The 18,349-nt window shown below is 71.5% G+C and carries 18 protein-coding genes and 1 pseudogene; 8 read left to right on the top strand and 11 right to left on the bottom strand.

Annotated features, from left to right (window positions below; genetic code table 11):
• Positions 1-114 precede the first annotated feature (114 nt).
• A complete protein-coding gene (locus WQO_RS24175) occupies positions 115-1,068 on the bottom strand; it encodes a LysR family transcriptional regulator (RefSeq protein ID WP_010061497.1) in 954 nt (317 codons plus the stop codon).
• Positions 1,069-1,384: 316 nt separating this feature from the next.
• Here WQO_RS24175 and snpA point away from each other — a divergent pair, with 316 nt between their 5' ends.
• Positions 1,385-2,041, top strand: coding sequence for a snapalysin (gene snpA, locus WQO_RS24170; RefSeq protein ID WP_010061499.1), 657 nt, complete (start codon positions 1,385-1,387; stop codon positions 2,039-2,041).
• A 115-nt stretch (positions 2,042-2,156) separates the two neighbouring features.
• Here the strand turns inward: snpA and WQO_RS24165 are convergent, their stop codons facing one another.
• From WQO_RS24165 to WQO_RS24140, 6 genes and pseudogenes are all read right to left on the bottom strand, one after another.
• Positions 2,157-2,513 (bottom strand): GntR family transcriptional regulator, encoded by a 357-nt coding sequence (locus WQO_RS24165; RefSeq protein ID WP_010061500.1) that lies wholly within the window; start codon positions 2,511-2,513, stop codon positions 2,157-2,159.
• Positions 2,514-2,515: 2 nt separating this feature from the next.
• Positions 2,516-3,484: an SdpI family protein gene (locus WQO_RS24160; protein ID WP_010061501.1), complete on the bottom strand. Its 969-nt coding sequence runs from the start codon at positions 3,482-3,484 to the stop codon at positions 2,516-2,518.
• A gap of 211 nt (positions 3,485-3,695) precedes the next feature.
• A pseudogene (locus tag WQO_RS24155) lies at positions 3,696-4,127 on the bottom strand (DUF6304 family protein); the annotation flags it as partial.
• Between the two features lie 67 nt (positions 4,128-4,194).
• A complete protein-coding gene (locus tag WQO_RS24150; protein WP_010061503.1) occupies positions 4,195-4,791 on the bottom strand; it encodes a GNAT family N-acetyltransferase in 597 nt (198 codons plus the stop codon).
• A gap of 87 nt (positions 4,792-4,878) precedes the next feature.
• A complete protein-coding gene (locus tag WQO_RS24145; protein ID WP_010061504.1) occupies positions 4,879-5,922 on the bottom strand; it encodes a family 2 encapsulin nanocompartment cargo protein polyprenyl transferase in 1,044 nt (347 codons plus the stop codon).
• A gap of 91 nt (positions 5,923-6,013) precedes the next feature.
• A complete protein-coding gene (locus tag WQO_RS24140; protein ID WP_010061505.1) occupies positions 6,014-7,420 on the bottom strand; it encodes a family 2B encapsulin nanocompartment shell protein in 1,407 nt (468 codons plus the stop codon).
• A 206-nt stretch (positions 7,421-7,626) separates the two neighbouring features.
• Here WQO_RS24140 and WQO_RS24135 point away from each other — a divergent pair, with 206 nt between their 5' ends.
• The gene (locus tag WQO_RS24135; protein WP_058954083.1) at positions 7,627-8,553 is read left to right on the top strand and encodes a 1-aminocyclopropane-1-carboxylate deaminase/D-cysteine desulfhydrase; all 927 of its coding nucleotides are present in this window, start codon (positions 7,627-7,629) and stop codon (positions 8,551-8,553) included.
• Here WQO_RS24135 and WQO_RS24130 read toward each other — a convergent pair.
• Positions 8,529-10,130, bottom strand: a complete 1,602-nt coding sequence (locus WQO_RS24130; protein WP_058954082.1) for a Na+/H+ antiporter — start codon at positions 10,128-10,130, stop codon at positions 8,529-8,531. The genes WQO_RS24135 and WQO_RS24130 overlap by 25 nt on opposite strands.
• A 34-nt stretch (positions 10,131-10,164) precedes the next feature.
• Between WQO_RS24130 and WQO_RS24125 the strand changes: the two genes are divergently transcribed.
• From WQO_RS24125 to WQO_RS24115, 3 genes are all read left to right on the top strand, one after another.
• Entirely contained in the window at positions 10,165-10,425 is a 261-nt protein-coding gene (locus WQO_RS24125) for a UBP-type zinc finger domain-containing protein (RefSeq protein WP_010061511.1), read from the top strand.
• 232 nt (positions 10,426-10,657) lie between these two features.
• A complete protein-coding gene (locus tag WQO_RS24120) occupies positions 10,658-11,071 on the top strand; it encodes an ATP-binding protein (protein WP_003966375.1) in 414 nt (137 codons plus the stop codon).
• Complete coding sequence (locus tag WQO_RS24115) at positions 11,068-12,024, top strand: RNA polymerase sigma factor SigF (RefSeq protein WP_373296724.1); 957 nt, start codon at positions 11,068-11,070, stop codon at positions 12,022-12,024. Before WQO_RS24120 ends, WQO_RS24115 begins: the two co-directional genes overlap by 4 nt.
• A gap of 30 nt (positions 12,025-12,054) precedes the next feature.
• Here the strand turns inward: WQO_RS24115 and WQO_RS24110 are convergent, their stop codons facing one another.
• Positions 12,055-12,504 (bottom strand): hypothetical protein, encoded by a 450-nt coding sequence (locus WQO_RS24110; protein WP_010061513.1) that lies wholly within the window; start codon positions 12,502-12,504, stop codon positions 12,055-12,057.
• A gap of 165 nt (positions 12,505-12,669) precedes the next feature.
• Between WQO_RS24110 and WQO_RS24105 the strand changes: the two genes are divergently transcribed.
• Both WQO_RS24105 and WQO_RS24100 read left to right on the top strand, forming a co-directional pair.
• Complete coding sequence (locus WQO_RS24105; protein WP_010061515.1) at positions 12,670-13,638, top strand: diacylglycerol/lipid kinase family protein; 969 nt, start codon at positions 12,670-12,672, stop codon at positions 13,636-13,638.
• Between the two features lie 320 nt (positions 13,639-13,958).
• The gene (locus WQO_RS24100) at positions 13,959-14,216 is read left to right on the top strand and encodes a WhiB family transcriptional regulator (protein ID WP_003953983.1); all 258 of its coding nucleotides are present in this window, start codon (positions 13,959-13,961) and stop codon (positions 14,214-14,216) included.
• Positions 14,217-14,404: 188 nt separating this feature from the next.
• Here WQO_RS24100 and WQO_RS24095 read toward each other — a convergent pair whose 3' ends face one another.
• Together WQO_RS24095 and WQO_RS24090 are read right to left on the bottom strand one after the other, a co-directional pair.
• Positions 14,405-15,871, bottom strand: a complete 1,467-nt coding sequence (locus tag WQO_RS24095; protein ID WP_032748641.1) for a sensor histidine kinase — start codon at positions 15,869-15,871, stop codon at positions 14,405-14,407.
• A 362-nt stretch (positions 15,872-16,233) separates the two neighbouring features.
• A complete protein-coding gene (locus WQO_RS24090; protein WP_010061519.1) occupies positions 16,234-17,316 on the bottom strand; it encodes an SIS domain-containing protein in 1,083 nt (360 codons plus the stop codon).
• 217 nt (positions 17,317-17,533) lie between these two features.
• Between WQO_RS24090 and nagB the strand changes: the two genes are divergently transcribed.
• Positions 17,534-18,319 (top strand): glucosamine-6-phosphate deaminase, encoded by a 786-nt coding sequence (nagB, locus tag WQO_RS24085; protein WP_006127483.1) that lies wholly within the window; start codon positions 17,534-17,536, stop codon positions 18,317-18,319.
• Positions 18,320-18,349: the final 30 nt, after the last annotated feature.

Here is an 18,349-nt window from a genome sequence, read left to right as displayed (position 1 = left end):
CTCTGCCCGGCGGCAGGCGGCGGAGGAACCCGTGCACGCTGTCGGCAGAAGGGGGAACTCCGCGCAGTCGACGCACGGAGGGGCCGGCTCACGGACCGGCACAACCGCCCGGCGTCAGGGCGTGCGGGCCAGCGGCGAGCGGTGGCGCAGCAGCCACTCGTGGTAGCCGCTCGCCCGTCGCGCCGCGTCCCGGTAGGCGTCCTCCAGCTGCGCGTACACCACCTCCATGTCGGTCCCGGGCCGGGAGACCAGGAGGAGGCGTACCGCGAGCGGGTCGCCCAGCAGCGGTCGGATCACCATGTCGTCGCGCGGGCCCGACGTCGGCTGGCAGGGGGCGACGGCCTCGCCGAGCACGACGAGGGAGGCGGCGGTGAGGTAGTCGCCGTGCAGGACCGGCGGGTTCAGTCCGGCGGCGCCGAGCACCCGGCGTACCCCGTCCCACTCGCCGTCCACCGTCGGATCGACCATCCACGGGTCGCCCGCGAGGTCGCCGAGCTCCACCACCCGGCGGCGGGCGGCCGGGTGGTCGCGGGAGAGGGAGATGAACTGCGGTTCCCGGTCCACGAGTACGCGCTGCTCCAGGCCCTCCGGCAGCGTCAGCGGGCAGCCCTCCACCTCGTGCACGAAGGCGACGTCCAGGCGGCCCGCAGCGACCGAGCGGAGCAGCTCGTGGGCGGAGACGTCGACCCGCAGGGAGATGTCGGTGCCGGGCAGGGCGACCCGCAGCCGGCGCAGCCAGCCGCCGATGACCCGGCTCGCGGTCGACCCGATGCGCAGCCGGGAGCCGCGGGGCCGGGCGGCCTCGGCCTCCGCCAGCGCCGCGGCCACCAGGTCGCTCATGCCGTCGACGAGGGGCCGGGCCCGGCTCAGGACGGCCCGGCCCAGGGACGTCGGGCGGCAGCCGGTCCGTTCGCGGAGGAACAGTTCGGCGCCGAGCACGTTCTCGATCCGCCGCAGCTGGGTCGTCAGGGAGGGCTGGCTCACGCCGAGGCGGCGGGCCGCCTGGTGCAGACTGCCCGCGTCGGCGATGGCGCACAGCGCCTTGAGGTGTCTCACCTCCAGCTCCATGCAGCGGAGACTATGACCGCCGTCCGCCGCGCACCAGACGTCGCAACCCCACCAAACAGGCTCAATTCGGGGGGTGTTGGGCTCGGAGGACTGTGACGATGCCGTGTTGATGACGTGGGCATGGCATGACGGCGAGCGGCTGACGTGCGCAAAGAGAAGCGGACGGGCGACGATAGCGCGGCGCTATCGCCGTTCGGCATCATCCCCCGCGACCGTGCGCTGCACCACACTCTTCCCCGTACCACCCCACGCCTTGTCCGCTCGGCGGACACCCCCACGGCGTGGGTTCGTTCGGACAGGTAGGAGAAATCCCCCCATGAGACACCTCAAGAACGCCGTCGCCACCGCCGCCGCCGGCCTCGGTCTCGTCGCCGCGCTGGGCACCGCACCGGTCGCTGTCGCCGCTCCGGCCCCTGCCGCCCCTTCCGCCTCCTCCACCATCGCCGCGTACAACGGCTCCGGCGAGAACGCCGCCGCCAACCGCGCCTTCCTCGACGCGGTCATGAAGTCCGTCGCCGAGAAGCGCGCGGCCAACCCGGGCATCAAGGCCGTCACGGTCACCTACGACGCCTCCGGCGCGCCGTCCTTCCGCAGCCAGATAGCCAACAGCACGCAGATCTGGAACAGCTCGGTCTCCAACGTCCAGCTCCAGGAAGGCTCCGGCGCCGACTTCACCTACCGCGAGGGCAACGACCCGCGCGGCTCCTACGCGAGCACCGACGGCCACGGCCGCGGGTACATCTTCCTGGACTACGCCCAGAACCAGCAGTACGACTCGACCCGCGTCACCACGCACGAGACCGGGCACGTGCTCGGCCTGCCGGACAACTACTCCGGTCCGTGCAGCGAGTTGATGTCCGGCGGCGGCCCCGGCCCGTCCTGCACCAACGCACAGCCGGACGCCAACGAGCGGGCCCGGGTCAACCAGCTGTGGCAGAACGGCCAGGCCTCGCTCGCCCGTTCCGCTTCCTGACTCCGCGCTCGTCCGGCCGGTCCCGTGTCCCGGGACCGGCCGGCACCCCCCACACGACAGAGGACCGTTCCGCTTCCGGAACGGTCCTCTGCGCGGTCCCCGACGCCTCCCCCTGTCAGGCGTCGAGTTCGTTACGGACGAGGGTCAGCAGTTCGTCCTCGGTCATGCCCAGGTCCCGGGCGTCCGCGACCGCTTCGCGCACCCTCTCCAGCAGCCGGGCGCGCTGCGGCGAGGCGCCCGCGGTGATCGCCGCGCCCCGTCCGCGGCGCAGTTCGATGAGCCCTTCCTCGCGCAGCCGTTGGTAGCCGCGCAGGACGGTGTGGACGTTGACGCCGAGGGATTCGGCGAGCGCCCGGGCGGCGGGCAGCCGCTCGCCCGGGGCTACGGTGCCCTCGGCGACCGCACGCCGGACCGAGGCGGCGATCTGGTCGCCGAGCGGCACGGTGGAGGTCGGATCGACCCGGAAGAGCATGGTCAGCGCCCCGCCCGCTGCCGGTCGAGCAGCGTGTTGAGCAGAGCGGCGCCGGTGGCCGAGTCCGCGACCGTGACGGCGAACTCGCGGCCGCTCGTCAGGCTGACGACGATGGCCTCGCCCGAGCGGGTGATGACGCCGCTGCGCTCGGGGCGGATGCGATAGCCCCAGCCGCCGTACTCCGCCAGGGCGTTGACCGGGCGGCTGTCCGCGACCTCCATCCGCTCCAGCGGCACCCGCACCCGGGGCCGGGGCAGCAGACCGGAGACGGTGAGGCCTCGCCGGTCCACGGTGACGTGGGGGCGGCAGAAGGTGCCCACCACCAGGGCGAGCAGGATCAGCGGAACGCCGATGAACCAGTTCTGCTCCCGGCCGACGGCGACACCGGCCGCCAGCAGCACCAGAAAGGCGACGGGTGCCCACCAGGCACCGATGCCGCGCCCCCAGACGGCCACCTCACCGTCGGCGAGCACGATCCGCTCCCGGGTCGCCGGGTCCGGGTCGCGGGGGTCCTCGGGCGCGGGGACCAGTCGGGACAGCAGCAGCCCGAGGGCTCCGGCGAGGGCGGCCGCCCCAAGGGCCACCGCGATGTGCCAGAGCGGGAACCCGTCGGCCGAACCGCTTTCGGGGACATCCACGTTGACGAACAGGACGGCGATCTGCAGATAGCCGAGGAACGCGGCCACGGCGAAGCCCCCACCGGTGAGCCACCGGTGGGCGCGGCCGTGGAGCCTGCCCTTGACCGCGATGAAGGCCCACAGCGCGCCGAGCACCAGCAGCGAGGGGAACGTGCAGAGCAGATAGGCGGTGAAGCTCAGATATCCGTTGGCGGATCCGCCGGCGTCGAAGTGGACGGCCAGCCGGTCGGGCAGGCGGTCCGCGATGGCGGCGTAGAGCGTGAGGTCGATGAGGAGTGCGAGGGCAAAGGGCAGGGCGGCGAGAGTGACGCGGCCAAGGTTCTTACTTGTCATGGAAAACCTCCGTTGTTCGCATGCTAGTAGAACAATGTGGCGGAGGCAACGGGTGAAGGCGGCGGGGAACGCGCGTCCGCCCCGTACCAAGATGCGGTACGGGGCGGACGCGAGCGGTTCGTCGGTGACGGGAGGTTGGGGGTGGTTGCCGGTGGCGGCAGGCAGGTTGCCGGTGGCGGCGGGACGACTCGGGTCAGGCGGCTCCGGGCCAGGCGACGCAGGTCTGGAGACTGACGTCGTCCGGCAGGATCCGCTGGACGGCGGCCAGGGCCGCGGCGAAGTCGCGCTCGGCGCGGGCCGATTCGTACACCGCGCCGTCCAGATGGAGGGCGAGATGGAGATCCGGATCGGCCCGGCGCAGGGAGAGCAGGCACGTGAGTGTGGCATGGCGGGGCGTGCCCGCGACGAGGACGGGCAGCGGCCGGTCCCACTCCAGGACGCAGTCGGTGAGCGCACCGTCGCGGAGACCGAACAACCCGTCCTCCGGCGGGGCGCCCGCGACGGGCCTCAGGCCGTCGAAGCTCTCGCCCTCGAAGTCGGCCCCTCTGATCCGGAGCCGGATCCGCTGTCCGTCCGTGGTGAGAACGGCGGCGTCGGAACCCTTGTTGTCCCGGTACCAGCCGGCCCACGACTCATCTGTCATGAGCAGGGACTGTAGCCCCCGCCTCGGACAACTGCCGTACCGCCCTCCGCAGCGAACCGACGGGGCGTCAAAGCGTCCGGGGTTCGCGCCACATGGGGTACATCGGCGGACCGCCCGGCAGGTCGACCTCCCGGCCGAGGAAGCGGAAGCCGAGCCGCTCGTACAGCACCCGGCTCCGGGCGCTGCTCGCCTCCAGATAGGCCGGCAGGCCCTCCCGGTCGCAGCGCTCCAGCTCCGCTCCGATCAGCTCCGCCCCGATGCCCTCTCCCTGGCGGTCGGGACGGACGCCGATCATCAGCAGATAGGCGTGCGCGCGGTCGTGCGGGTGGATCGCCCCGGTGAGCCTGCCCACCAGTTCGCAGCGCTCGTTGTCCGGGTCGGCGGTCTGCCGCATCAGCGCGGGCGTGGGGTCCTCCTCCTCGGGGGCCCCGGCGGGCACCCGCAGCCAGAGGGCCACCGCCGCCTCGTCCTCGGCGATGTCGATACGCCCCTCGGCGAGGGCGACGTCGACGAAGACGCCGAGGAACCTGCCGTGCACCGCGCGCCGGTGGGCCTCGTCGGGGAACACCCAGCTGCTGACCGGGTCGTCGTGGAAAGCCTCCTCCATGACCGAGACGACGAGCTCCCGGTCGCGCTGCTCCGCCTGCTGGATCCGTATACCCATGAAGGGCTGCCGCCTCTCTGCTGCCTTCCTTCAACCAACCTCCGGAATACTAGAGTTGACAGGTAACCACCGGTCACCCGAGGTGGGTCAGCTGGTCCGGCGGGTGACGAATTCGGCCAGCGCCAGCAGGTCGCCCGCCGCGCTCGGATCGGGGACCGCGCGGGAGAGGTGGTGGACCGCGCGGGCCATCCGGTCGGCGGCGCAGACCTGGGCCCAGTCCCGTCCGCCGGCCCGGTCCACCGCGTCGGCCGCCCTGCTCACCTCGGCGGCGGTGTTCATGGGCCCCCGGTAGAGCGCTGCGAGCTCGGCGGCGGCCGGGGTGCCGGAGGTGAGGGCGGCGACCACGGGCAGGGACTTCTTGTGGGCGGACAGGTCGGCCCCGACGGGCTTGCCGGTGCGGTCGGGGTCGCCCCAGATGCCGATCAGGTCGTCGATGAGCTGGAACGAGAGCCCGGCCTCCCGTCCGAACCCGTCCATCGCGCGGACGGCCCGGTCCTCCGCCCCGGCGTAGAGGGCGCCGAGCGCGCAGGCGCAGCCGAGCAGGGCGCCGGTCTTGGCGGTCGCCATGGCGAGGCATTCGTCGAGGGTGACCTCGTCGGGCGCGCGCTCCTCGAAGGCGCAGTCCGCCTGCTGGCCCGCGCACAGCTCGATGACGCAGGTGGAGAGCCGGGCGACGGCGGGCGCCGCGGCCGGATGCGGGTCCTCGGCCAGCAGCCGCTGGGCGAGGGCGAGCATGGCGTCGCCGGTGATGATGGCGTCCGGGATGCCGAAGACCGCCCAGGCGGTGGGTCGGTGCCTGCGGGTGGTGTCCTCGTCGATGACGTCGTCGTGGAGCAGGGTGAAGTTGTGGGCGAGTTCGACGGCGACGGCGGCCCGGACGGCACGTTCCGGATCGCCGCCCAGCGCGCGGGCGGCGGCCAGCACGAGGGCCGGCCTGATGGCCTTTCCGGCCTGGCCGGCGGCGGGGGTTCCGTCGGCGTTCTGCCAGCCGAAGTGGTACATCGCGATCCGGCGTATGCCGCCGGGCAACGACTCCACGGCTGATCGCAGGTGCGGGTCGACGACGGCGCGGGTGCGCTCCAGGAGCGCCGCGGCCTCGTGCCCTTCCGTCGCTGCGTCCGTACTGGTCATGGTCACGGTCAACTCCCTGGGGCGAGGCGGTGGGTGCGGACCCGGGGGTCCGGGCGGCAGCGGCCGCCCGGACCCCCGGGGTGACTCGGGATCAGCGCCAGCGGCTGACCTCGACGTTCTCCAGCACTCCGAGGGCGTCCGGTACCAGGATGGCGGCGGAGTAGTACGCCGTCACGAGGTAGGAGATGATCGCCTGCTCGTCGATACCCATGAAGCGGACCGAAAGGCTCGGTTCGATCTCGTCGGGGATGCCGGTCTGCTGGAGGCCGATGACGCCCTGCTCGGCCTCGCCGGTCCTCATGCAGATGATGGAGGTGGTGCGGGCGTCGGTGACGGGGATCTTGTTGGACGGGAAGATCGGCACCCCGCGCCAGGCGGGCACGTGGTGGCCGCCGATGTCGACACTCTCCGGGACGAGTCCGCGCCGGTTGCACTCGCGGCCGAAGGCGGCGATGGCCTTCGGGTGGGCGAGGAAGAGCTTCGACCCGCGGCGGCGCGAGAGCAGTTCGTCCATGTCGTCCGGGCTGGGTACCCCGTCATGGGGCTGGATCCGCTGCCCGTAGTCGCAGTTGTTGAGAAGGCCGAACTCCCTGTTGTTGATCAGCTCGTGTTCCTGGCGCTCGCGCAGCGCCTCGACCGTGAGCCGCAACTGCTGCTCGGTCTGGTTCATCGGCTGGTTGTAGAGGTCGGCGACCCTGCTGTGGACCTTCAGCACGGTCTGGGCGACGCTCAGTTCGTACTCGCGCGGCGCCGCGTCGTAGTCGACGAAGGTGTGCGGGACGACCGCCTCGCCGACATGGCCGGCGGAGAGGTCGATCGCCGCCTCGCCGTAGTGGTTGGTCCGCTGGTGCGGGATGGAGAGCAGTCCGGCGAGGTGGCCGCGCAGCGACTCGGCGCGCTCCGCGAGGTTGAACACGTCGGCACGGCTCAGAGTGAGGAGTGTGCACGGGGTGACCGCGCGGGCGGTGTACTCCCAGACGGCGTCGCCGTCGATCAGGCTCTGGTCGCCGAAGTACGCGCCGTCGGCGAGGACCCCGAGCTCCGTCTCGTCCCCGTAGAGGCCGGAGCCGATCTTCTCGACCTTGCCGTGCGCCAGCAGATAGACCCGGTCCGCCGCGTCCCCCGAGGCGGCGAGCACCTCCCCCGCGGCCACGTCCCGCTGCTCGCACCTGCGGGCGAGCTCGGCGAGGACCTCCTCGTCCCCGAAGTCACGCAGAGCGGGCAGCTCCCCCAGCTCGGCGGGGATCACGGCCACCCGGTCCCCGGTCTGGACGAAGGTCACCCGGCCGTCGCCGACCGAATAGCTGAGCCGACGGTTCACCCGGTACGTACCGCCCTGTACCTGCACCCACGGCAGCATCTTCAGCAGCCACCGTGAGGTGATCTCCTGCATCTGCGGCGCGGATTTGGTGGTCGTCGCGAGGTTCCGCGCAGCTGCCGTCCCCAGACTCTGCTGCGGCGGCGCCTGCGTGTCGCGAACCTCTTCACCAACGGACATCTGACGTCCTCTCGATCATGGGCTGACCTGCGAGGAAAAGACTTTCAGCAGGAGGGGGAGGCCCGCCATTACACAAAAGAGTGTGACTAATCCACCTTCAGGCGGGGCACGTTGGTCCCTTCCGCACCACCAGCGCCCCACCGGGCGCCTCGGTCGCGCTCTCCGGCCGTGACGGAGCGGCGAAAGGACACAGCCACAATGGGGCGGTGAGCCCGTCCGCAGACCTCGCCCATGCACTCCGGCCCCGCCTCCCCTCCCCCTTGCGGGAGGTCCGCGACGAGGGGTTCGCCCGCCGCGGGGTACGGCTGTTCCTCAAGCGGGACGATCTGATCCACCCCGATCTGCCGGGCAACAAGTGGCGCAAACTCGCCCTCAATCTGGAGGCCGCCGCCGGGCGCACCGTGCTCACGTTCGGGGGTGCGTACTCCAACCACCTCCGGGCCACCGCGGCGGCCGGACGGCTGCTGGGCTTCGGGACCGTCGGCGTCGTCCGCGGTGACGAGCTGGCGCACCGGCCGCTCAACCCCTCGCTGGCCCGGTGCGCGGCCGACGGGATGCGGCTGCACTTCGTGGACCGTACGACGTACCGGGCGAAGGCATCGCCCGAGGTCCTGGCGGGGCTGCTGAGCCGGTTCGGGGACGTCGAGGTCATCCCGGAGGGCGGCAGCAACGCCCTGGCCGCACAGGGCTGTACGGCGCTGGGGCGCGAGTTGGCCGGAGAGGTCGATGTGGCGGCCGTGGCCTGCGGGACCGGGGGCACCCTGGCCGGGCTCGCCGCCGGGCTGGATCCCGGGCAGCGGGCGCTGGGCGTGCCGGTGGTGGGCGGCGGTTTCCTGGCCGGGGAGGTGGCGCGGCTCCAGCGTGAGGCGTTCGGCGGCCCGGCCGGGGACTGGGCGCTGGAGGAGCGCTTCACCTTCGGCGGCTACGCCCGTACGGCCCCGGATCTCGACGCCTTCGCCGACGGCTTCGAGGACCGGCACGGGCTGCCCGTGGAGCGGGTCTACGTCGCCAAGCTGCTGTTCGCGCTGACCGCGCTGGCCGACGAGGGGGCGTTCGCGCCGGGCACCCGGGTGGCCGCCGTGATCACCGGTGCCCCGGACGCGCCGCTTCAGGAGTCGTCCGTCTCCCGGTAGGCGGCCGCCTCCTCCAGGTCCAGCCGGCGCAGCAGCGTCCGCATCATCTCGTCGTCGATCCGCCGCTCGTCCCGGAGCCGGACGAAGACCTCGCGCTCGGCCTCGATCATCTCCCTCGAGAGCCGCCGGTAGGTGTCGTCCGCCGATTCGCCGGTGACCGGGTCGGCGGCGCCCAGCCGCTCCCAGACGGCGTTGCGGCGGCGCTCCAGCACCGTGCGCAGCCGGTCGGCCAGCGGCGGCGGGAGGCTGTTGTGCGGGTCGTCGAGCAGTTCCCGCAGCCGGGCCTCCGCCGCCTCGGACGCCTCGCTCTGGGCCTGCGCCTCGATGAGTGTGACGGTCTGCGGGTCGGGGTGCGGCAACTTCAGTACGCGGACGAGGACGGGCAGGGTCAGGCCCTGGATCACCAGCGTCCCGATGACGGTGGTGAAGGTCAGGAACAGCACCAGGCTGCGGGCCGGGAACGGTTCACCGTCCTGCGTGACCAGCGGGATGGAGAACGCGACGGCGAGCGAGACGACCCCGCGCATGCCGGCCCAGCCCACGATGAGCGGCGCGGTCCAGTCGGTGCCGGGCTCGCGCTCCCGGACCCGCCGGGAGAGCCACCGGGGCAGATAGGTGGCCGGGTAGACCCAGACGAAGCGGACCACGACGACGGCCACGAAGACCACGGCCGCGTAGCCGATGGCTTCCTCGACTCCGAACGGGCCGAGCTCCTTCAGGACGAACGGCAGCTGGAGGCCGATCAGCGCGAACACCGCGGACTCCAGGATGAACGCCACCATCTTCCAGACGGCCGCTTCCTGGAGCCGGGTGGCGAAGTCGACCTGCCAGGAGCGGTGGCCCAGATAGAGGGCGACGACGACCACGGCGAGGACACCGGAGGCGTGCACCCGTTCGGCCGCCGCGTACGCCACGAAGGGGATCAGGAGGGACAGCGTGTTCTGGAGGAGCGCTTCCTTGAGGTGGGTGCGCAGCCAGTGCAACGGGACCATCAGCAGCAGGCCGACGCCGACCCCGCCGATCGCGGCGAGCAGGAACTCGCCGATTCCGGCGCCCCAGCTCATCCCCTCCCCCACCGCCGCGGCCAGCGCCACCCGGAAGGCGGTGATCGCCGTGGCGTCGTTCACCAGGGACTCGCCCTGGAGGATCGTGGTCACCCGGGCGGGCAGCCCCACCCGGCGGGCGATCGCGGCGGCCGTCACGGCGTCCGGCGGGGCGACGACCGCCCCCAGGACCAGCGCGGCGGTCAGCGGCAGGTCCGGGATGATCCGGTACGCCAGCCAGCCAACCGCCACGGTGGCGAAGAGGGTGTAGCCCACGGAGAGCAGGGCGACCGGCCGGATGTTCGCCCGCAGATCCAGGTAGGAGCTGTCCAGGGCCGCCGTATGGAGCAACGGCGGGAGCAGCAGCGGGAGGACGACATGGGCGTCCAGGTGGTACGTCGGGACGCCCGGCAGATAGCCGGCCACGAGCCCCACGGCGACGAGCACGAGCGGTGCGGGCACCGGGGTGCGGCGGGCCGCGCCGGCCACCGCCGCACTCACGGCGACCAGGGCGATCAGCGGCAGCGCGTCCATCCCACCGTCCTCGATCCGTCGTAACCTGCCCATCATGAGCGAGTGTGCGCATGTAGCGGATCTGCCACGCCCCGAGCCCGTGCCGCTCGGCGAGACGTGTCCCGAGTGCGTGGAGGCGGGCACCCACCCCGTACAGCTGCGGCTCTGTCTGACCTGCGGGCACGTCGGCTGCTGCGACTCGTCGCCGCTGCGGCACGCCACCGGACACTTCCGGGCGACCGGTCACCCCGTGATGCGGAGCTTCGAGCCGGGCGAGAGCTGGCGCTGGTGCTTCGAGGACGGTTCGATCGTCTGACGCCTGGGTACGTCAATGCGGCGCCGGTTCTTCGTAATTGGACGCCGCAGACCCCTAGCCACTTTCCGTGCTCATGGAGTTACCATGAGTGACGGTCGCGGTGTGGGGTCCGTACGACACGGCATCATGGATCCGATAACGTCGCCGAGCCGAAGAACCGTCGACGGACCGCATGGCTCCGGGCCACCCTTCCCGGAACCTCGAAAGAGTTTGTGCCACCTTGGAGGTGAGGGTGTCCCAGATCGCAGGCGAGCCCGGGAATCAGGACTTCGTGGAAGTCCGGCTGCCCGCTGCGGGTGCCTACCTGTCGGTGCTGCGAACGGCCACGGCCGGTCTCGCAGCGCGTTTGGACTTCACTCTCGACGAGATCGAGGATCTTCGCATCGCGGTCGACGAGGCCTGCGCGATCCTGCTCCAGCAGGCCGTGCCGGGCTCGGTCCTCAGCTGCGTCTTCCGACTCGTCGACGACTCCCTCGAAGTGACGGTGTCGGCGCCCACCACCGACGGCCGGGCACCCGAGCGCGACACCTTCGCCTGGACGGTGCTCTCCGCACTGGCCGGCAAGGTCGACTCCACGGTCGCGGACGACCGTACGGTCAGCATCAGCCTCTACAAACAGCGCGGCGCGGGCCCCGGGCCGGCGTGAGCGACGGGAACGGGGACGGTCCTGTGCGGGACGAGACGATCCGATCCGGGGTGGTGCGCCCAGCAGGCATCCCGGAGCAACAGGCCCGGCCGCATCCGGAGGACGGAGCGGACGGGCCCGAGGGCTTCGACGTCGCGGTGGAGCAGCAGTCGCAGGCAGAGCGGGCGGGCCAGATGAGCGAGCACGGGCACCACGATCCACACGACCGCAGCGGGGCCCGGGCCCTGTTCTTCGAGCTGCGGGAGCTGCCCGACGGTTCGGCGGAGAAGGCGGAGCTGCGCAACCGGCTGGTGCGCATGCATCTGCCGCTGGTGGAGCACCTGGCCCGGCGGTTCCGCAATCGCGGCGAGCCGCTGGACGACCTGACGCAGGTCGCCACGATCGGGCTGATCAAGTCCGTGGACCGGTTCGACCCGGACCGGGGGGTGGAGTTCTCGACGTACGCCACTCCCACGGTGGTCGGCGAGATCAAGCGCCACTTCCGGGACAAGGGCTGGGCGGTGCGGGTGCCGCGCCGCCTCCAGGAGCTGCGTCTCTCGCTGACCACGGCCACCGCGGAGCTCTCCCAGCAGCACGGCCGTTCGCCGACCGTGCACGAGCTGGCGGAGCGGCTCGGTATCTCCGAGGAGGAGGTGCTGGAGGGCCTGGAGTCGGCCAACGCGTACAGCACGCTCTCGCTGGACGTGCCGGACACGGACGACGAGTCGCCGGCCGTGGCGGACACCCTGGGCTCGGAGGACGAGGCGCTGGAGGGCGTGGAGTACCGGGAGTCGCTCAAGCCGCTCCTGGAGGACCTGCCGCCGCGCGAGAAGCGGATCCTGCTGCTGCGCTTCTTCGGGAACATGACCCAGTCGCAGATCGCCCAGGAGGTCGGCATCTCGCAGATGCACGTCTCGCGGCTGCTGGCCCGTACCCTGGCGCAGCTGCGCGAGCGGCTGCTCGTCGAGGAGTGAGCCGAGGAGCGGCGAGCGGGGCCAGGAGGCTCAGGCGTCGGGGGTCGTCCTCGGCGCCCGGCGGATGCCCAGGTCCTGGGTGGTCGCCGGGTTCAGGACGAGCACGAGGCCGGTGACGGCGACCACCGCGAGAACGATCCCGGTGGGGATCAGCGCGCCCTGCGAGCGCAGCAGCGTCCAGGCCACCGGCAGCGCCATGATCTGGGTGATCAGCGCGGGCCCCCGGCTCCAGCTGCGCAGCAGGAGCAGTCCACGGGCGGCGATCAGCGGGATGGCGCCGAGCGCGACCAGGGTGATCCCGACCGTCTCCGCCTGCTGCGTGCTTTCCAGCTTTCCGAGCAGCCCCATGATCAGCAGGTAGATCCCGCCGACGGCGAGAGCCACGCCTTCGAGGGCGTTGACCCCGGCGAGGACGGTGATCCTGGTCGGGCGCTCCGCGGTGGAGGGCGACGGCGTGGACGGTGTCTGCTGAGTGCTCACGCCTTTCAGGTTGGCATCCCCGGGGCCCGGAAGTGAAGCCGGGGTGCGCGGGGGCCGCACCCGTTCGGCGGTGGACCGGGCCGTGGCGTCACGCTCCGTCACCGGACCCGAGCGCAGCGAACCGGGACTTCAGGGCCGAACCGCCCGGTAGGTAGGCTGGCCGTCATGCGCGCACTCCTCGTGGTCAATCCAGCTGCTACCACCACCAGTGCCCGCACCCGTGACGTGCTCATCCACGCGCTGGCCAGCGAGATGAAGCTGGAGGCGGTGACCACGGAGTACCGGGGGCACGCACGGGATCTGGGGCGGCGGGCCGCGGACAGCGACGACATCGATCTCGTGGTCGCCCTCGGCGGTGACGGCACGGTGAACGAGGTCGTGAACGGGCTGCTGCACCGGGGCCCGGACGTGGACAGCCTCCCGAAGCTCGCCGTGGTCCCCGGCGGGTCCACGAATGTCTTCGCGCGCGCCCTGGGGCTGCCGAACGACGCGGTGGAGGCGACCGGCGCGATCCTGGACGCCCTGGAGAACCGGACCGAACGCACGGTTGGTCTGGGCCTGGCCGCCGGCACCCCGGGCACCGAGGACGAGTCCGTTCCCGAACGCTGGTTCACTTTCTGCGCCGGACTCGGGTTCGACGCGGGAGTCGTCGGCCGGGTCGAACAGAAACGCGAGGGCGGGAAGCGTTCGACCCACGCCCTGTACGTACGCCAGGTGGTGCGGCAGTTCCTGAACGAGGCCCATCGCCGGCACGGGACGATCACGCTCGACGTGCCCGGCCAGGACCCGGTGACCGACCTCGCGCTCTCCATAATCTGCAACACCGCCCCCTGGACCTACCTGGGCAATCGCCCGGTCTACGCCTCGCCGAAGGCCTCCTTCGACACCGCGCTGGACGTCCTGGGACTGAAGCGTCTGTCCACTCCTGCGGTGGCCCTGTACGGCACCCAGCTGCTCACTTCGAGCCCCGAGAAAGGGCCGCGCGGGAAGCATGCCGTTTCACGCCATGACCTCACGGACTTCACCTTGCATTCAAAGGTTCCACTGCCCTTCCAGATGGACGGTGACCACCTGGGACTGCGTACGAGCGTGACGTTCACAGGCGTACGCCGTGCACTGCGTGTGATTGTGTGAGTGGAAGGGCCGAAAGTCCTTTAACTCGAACGTTTGGACTGGGTCCCACCCCCAAGAAGTGCGCCTGTGACCTAGTCGACACCGAGGAATCAAAAAAAACTTTCCAGAAGGGGTTGTATCCGTCGCTGAGGTTTGGGAATCTCTTCATGGCGATCGGGACGGCCCGCAACACCGGCCTCCACTGAGAGCCAGAACCCCTCCTCACCATCACAGACCACACCCAGTCCATCTGGGAGTCGGCCCGTCACCTGTGGGGGGATTCGTGAAAGCGTTCACATTCACAAGCAACAAGCGTGTAATACCAAGGAGAGGTAGCAGCCATGGACTGGCGTCACAACGCCGTTTGTCGTGAGGAAGACCCCGAGCTGTTCTTCCCCATCGGCAACACCGGTCCTGCGCTGCTGCAGATCGAGGAAGCCAAGGCTGTCTGCCGCCGCTGCCCCGTCATGGAGCAGTGCCTGCAGTGGGCGCTCGAGTCCGGCCAGGACTCCGGCGTCTGGGGTGGCCTCAGCGAGGACGAGCGCCGCGCGATGAAGCGCCGCGCCGCTCGCAACCGGGCGCGTAACGCAAGCGCCTGAGCGACCCCCGCACCAAGCCTGAGCCCGGCGGCGCGTACAGAGCGTACGCACAGCCCCGCCTTCGAGTCGCAGCGCGCAGTACCCCGAAGCGCATCGCAACGTGAGCATCACGGAGCGGGCCCGGACCGTCACCACGGTCCGGGCCCGCTCTGCTGTGTGTGCGCTCGGTCGCCCGGGACGGCCCGGAGCTACTTGAGACCCTGCACCGGGAGGTCCAGCACCACCTGGGTGCCGCGCTCGGGGGCCGGGACCATGCCGAACGTGCCACCCAGCTCCCCCTCGACCAGCGTCCGTACGATCTGGAGCCCGAGGTTGCCGGCCCGCTTCGGGTCGAACCCCTCGGGCAGGCCGCGCCCGTCGTCGGTGACGGTGATCAGCAACCGCCCTTCGGTGGGCGATCCGCCGCGCACGGCGGAGACCTCGACCGTGCCGTGGTCGGCCAGGGCGAAGGCGTGCTCCAGGGCGTTCTGCAGCACCTCGGTCAGCACCATGGAGAGCGGGGTGGCGACCTCGGCGTCGAGGATGCCGAAGCGTCCGGTGCGCCGGCAGGTCACCTTGCCCGGGGAGATCTCCGACACCATCGCGATGACGCGGTCGGCGATCTCGTCGAACTCGACCCGCTCGTCCAGATTCTGGGAAAGCGTCTCATGGACGATGGCGATCGAACCGACGCGCCGGACCGCCTCGTTGAGGGCCTCGCGGCCCTGCTCGGAGTCCATGCGGCGGGACTGGAGGCGCAACAGGGCGGCCACCGTCTGGAGGTTGTTCTTCACCCGGTGGTGGATCTCCCGGATGGTCGCGTCCTTGGTGATCAACTCGCGCTCGCGGCGGCGCAGTTCGGTGACGTCCCTCAGGAGGACCAGGGAGCCGATCCGGACGCCCTTGGGCTTGAGCGGGATGGCCCGCAGCTGGATCACCCCGCCCGCGCACTCCACCTCGAACTCGCGGGGCGCGTAACCGCTCGCCACCTTGACCAGGGCCTCGTCCACCGGCCCCCGCGACGGGGCCAGTTCGGCGGTGACGGTACCGAGGTGGTGGCCCACCAGGTCGGAGGCGAGGCCGAGACGGTGGTAGGCGGAGAGGCCGTTGGGGCTGGCGTACTGGACGATCCCGTCGGCGTCGAGCCGGATCAGCCCGTCGCCCACGCGCGGGGAGGCGTCCATGTCGACCTGCTGGCCGGGGAAGGGGAAGGACCCGGCGGCGATCATCTGGGCCAGGTCGGAGGCGGACTGGAGGTAGGTGAGCTCCAGTCGGGAGGGGGTGCGCACGGTGAGCAGGTTGGTGTTGCGGGCGATCACGCCGAGCACCCGCCCGTCACGGCGTACGGGGATGGACTCGACCCGTACGGGCACCTCCTCGCGCCACTCCGGGTCGCCCTCGCGCACGATCCGGCCCTCGTCCAGGGCCGCGTCGAGCAGCGGGCGGCGGCCGCGCGGCACCAGGTGGCCGACCATGTCGTCCTGGTAGGAGGTGGGCCCGGTGTTGGGGCGCATCTGGGCGACGGAGACGTACCGCGTGCCGTCGCGGGTGGGCACCCACAGCACGAGGTCGGCGAAGGACAGGTCGGAGAGCAGTTGCCACTCCGAGACCAGCAGATGGAGCCACTCGAGGTCGGTGTCGCTCAGAGCGGTGTGCTGGCGGACGAGGTCGTTCATGGAGGGCACGTGTGGAGCGTACCTGGGGTTACCGAAAGCGTTCGAACCACTGGGGCCGATGAGCCGTGCAGGGGGTACAACGATGGACAGGCGCGGCGGCCGGCCCGAGAATGTCGTGCACACGGATGGACACGAGAATTGGTCTAGTCCACAATGTTCATCAAGACCTCCGCTCTCCCCGCACAGGAGAGTGGACCGAGGCACCCGGCGCTCTCTGCCCTGACCGCGCCGGTGCCTCCAGTGGCCGGGGGCACCGCACACCGCCGGCCAGGTAGCTCCGGGCTGCGGTGCCGGATGGGCTGAGGGTCCCATCCCGGCGCCGCGGCCCGCGGGTGTTTTCGGGGCGCCACCGCCTCCGGTTCTCAGCGGGTCTCGGTGACCTTCGCCAGGGCGCGGGGCGCGTCCGGGTCCTGGCCCCGGGCGATCGTCACCTCGTACGCCAGCATCTGCAGCGGCAGGATCTCCAGGATCGGCTGCAACTCCTCCGGGACGCCCGCCGTGGGCAGCGAGAAGCCGGCCGACGCCGCCTCCACCTGGGCCTTGGGGCCGACCACGAAGAGATCCGCGCCGCGGCCGCGCAGCCGGTCCAGCACCGGCTGGAGGGCCTCGCCGCCCCGGCCGTCGGTGACCACGGCGATCACCGGGGAGATGTTGTCGACCATCGCCAGCGGACCGTGCAGCAGATCCGCGCCGGAGTAGGAGAGAGCGGGGATGTAGCTGGTCTCCATGAGCTTCAGGGCCGCTTCCTTGGCCGTCGGATAGCCGTAGCCGCGCGAGGTGATCACCATGCGATCGGCGAAGCGGTAGCGGGAGGCCAGCGCCTTCACCTCGGCCCGGCGGCCCAGGATCGCGCCCGCGAGGTCGGGCAGACCCTCGGCGGCCTCGGTGCCGTCGTGGCCGCCCAGGCCCTCCACGAGGAGGTACAGGGAGAGCAGGGATGCGGTGTACGTCTTGGTGGCCGGGAGCGCCTTCTCCGGACCCGCCAGGATGTCGATGTGGTACTCGGACACGGCGGCGAGCGCGGAGTCCGGGTTGTTGGTGACGGCGAGGGTGACGGCCCCGGCATCCCGGGCGGCCTTGGTGGAGGCCACCAGGTCCGGTGAGCCGCCCGACTGGCTGACGGTGATCACGAGGACGTCCCGCAGGTCCGGCTTGGCCCCGTACGCCGTCGTGGTGGACATCGAGGCGAGGCCGCAGGGCAGGCCGAGGCGGATCTCCAGCAGGTACTTGGCATAGAGCGCCGCGTTGTCGGAGGTGCCGCGCGCGGTGAGCAGGACGAAGCGGGGTTTCCGGGCGGCGATCTCGGCGGCGACCTCGCGGATGCGGGGCGCGCCCCGGTCGAGGATGCGGCGCAGCATCGCGGGCTGCTCGGCCATCTCGCCGGACATGATGCGGCCGGGCTCGTCGCCCCGGCCGCCCGGGTCGACCGGGAAGGTGGCGGACATGTGAGGGCCTCCCTGCGCTGTCGGCTGCGGTGTCGCCGTACCGGACAAGTCGACCAGGCAATCCCGCGGGCCGCCAGCGGGCCGGGGCGGGCGGGGAAGGGCGGGGATACGGGCCGCCGGTGTGCGGACTCCTCTCCGTACGGCTGCCCGATTCTGCTAAATTGGAGTTTGATTGGTCTATACCACCTCCACCTCTAGTCAGATCGGCAGGCACAGCGTGGAAGTTGTCATCGTCCCGGACGCCACGGCAGGCGGCGAACTGATCGCGGAGGCCATCGCCGCGCTGCTCCGCCGCAAGCCCGACGCCCTGCTCGGCGTTGCCACCGGCTCGACCCCGCTGCCCATCTACCGCGCGCTCGCGTCGAAGGTCGCCTCCGGCGCGGTCGACGCGTCGCGCGCCCGGATCTGCCAGCTCGACGAGTACGTCGGGCTGCCCGCGGGCCACCCGGAGTCGTACCGCTCCGTGGTCCTGCGCGAGGTCGTCGAGCCGCTCGGGCTCTCCGAGGCCTCCTTCATGGGCCCCGACGGCGCGGCCGAGGACGTCCAGGCGGCCTGCGAGGCGTACGACCGGGCTCTGGCGGAGGCGGGCGGCGTCGACCTCCAGCTGCTGGGCATCGGCACGGACGGGCACATCGGGTTCAACGAGCCGTGCTCCTCGCTCGCCTCGCGCACCCGGATCAAGACGCTGACCGAGCAGACCCGGGTGGACAACGCGCGCTTCTTCGACGACGACATCGAGCAGGTGCCGCACCACGTGATCACGCAGGGCATCGGGACGATCCTGGACGCCCGGCACCCGATCCTGCTGGCCACCGGCGAGGGCAAGGCGGAGGCCGTCGCCCAGACGGTGGAGGGGCCGGTCGCCTCGATCGTGCCCGCCTCCGCGCTCCAGCTGCATCCGCACGCGACGGTGGTGGTGGACGAGGCGGCGGCGTCGAAGCTGAAGCTGGCGGACTACTTCCGGGCCACGTATGCGGCGAAGCCGGGGTGGCAGGGGCTGTAGGGCTTCGCCCCTCGCCCCGTTACGGCAGAG

The sequence above is a fragment of the Streptomyces globisporus C-1027 genome (assembly GCF_000261345.2).
Classification (GTDB): domain Bacteria; phylum Actinomycetota; class Actinomycetes; order Streptomycetales; family Streptomycetaceae; genus Streptomyces; species Streptomyces pakalii.
The sequence above is the reverse complement of the archived record's forward strand: the minus strand, read 5'-3'. Positions and strand labels throughout refer to the sequence as shown.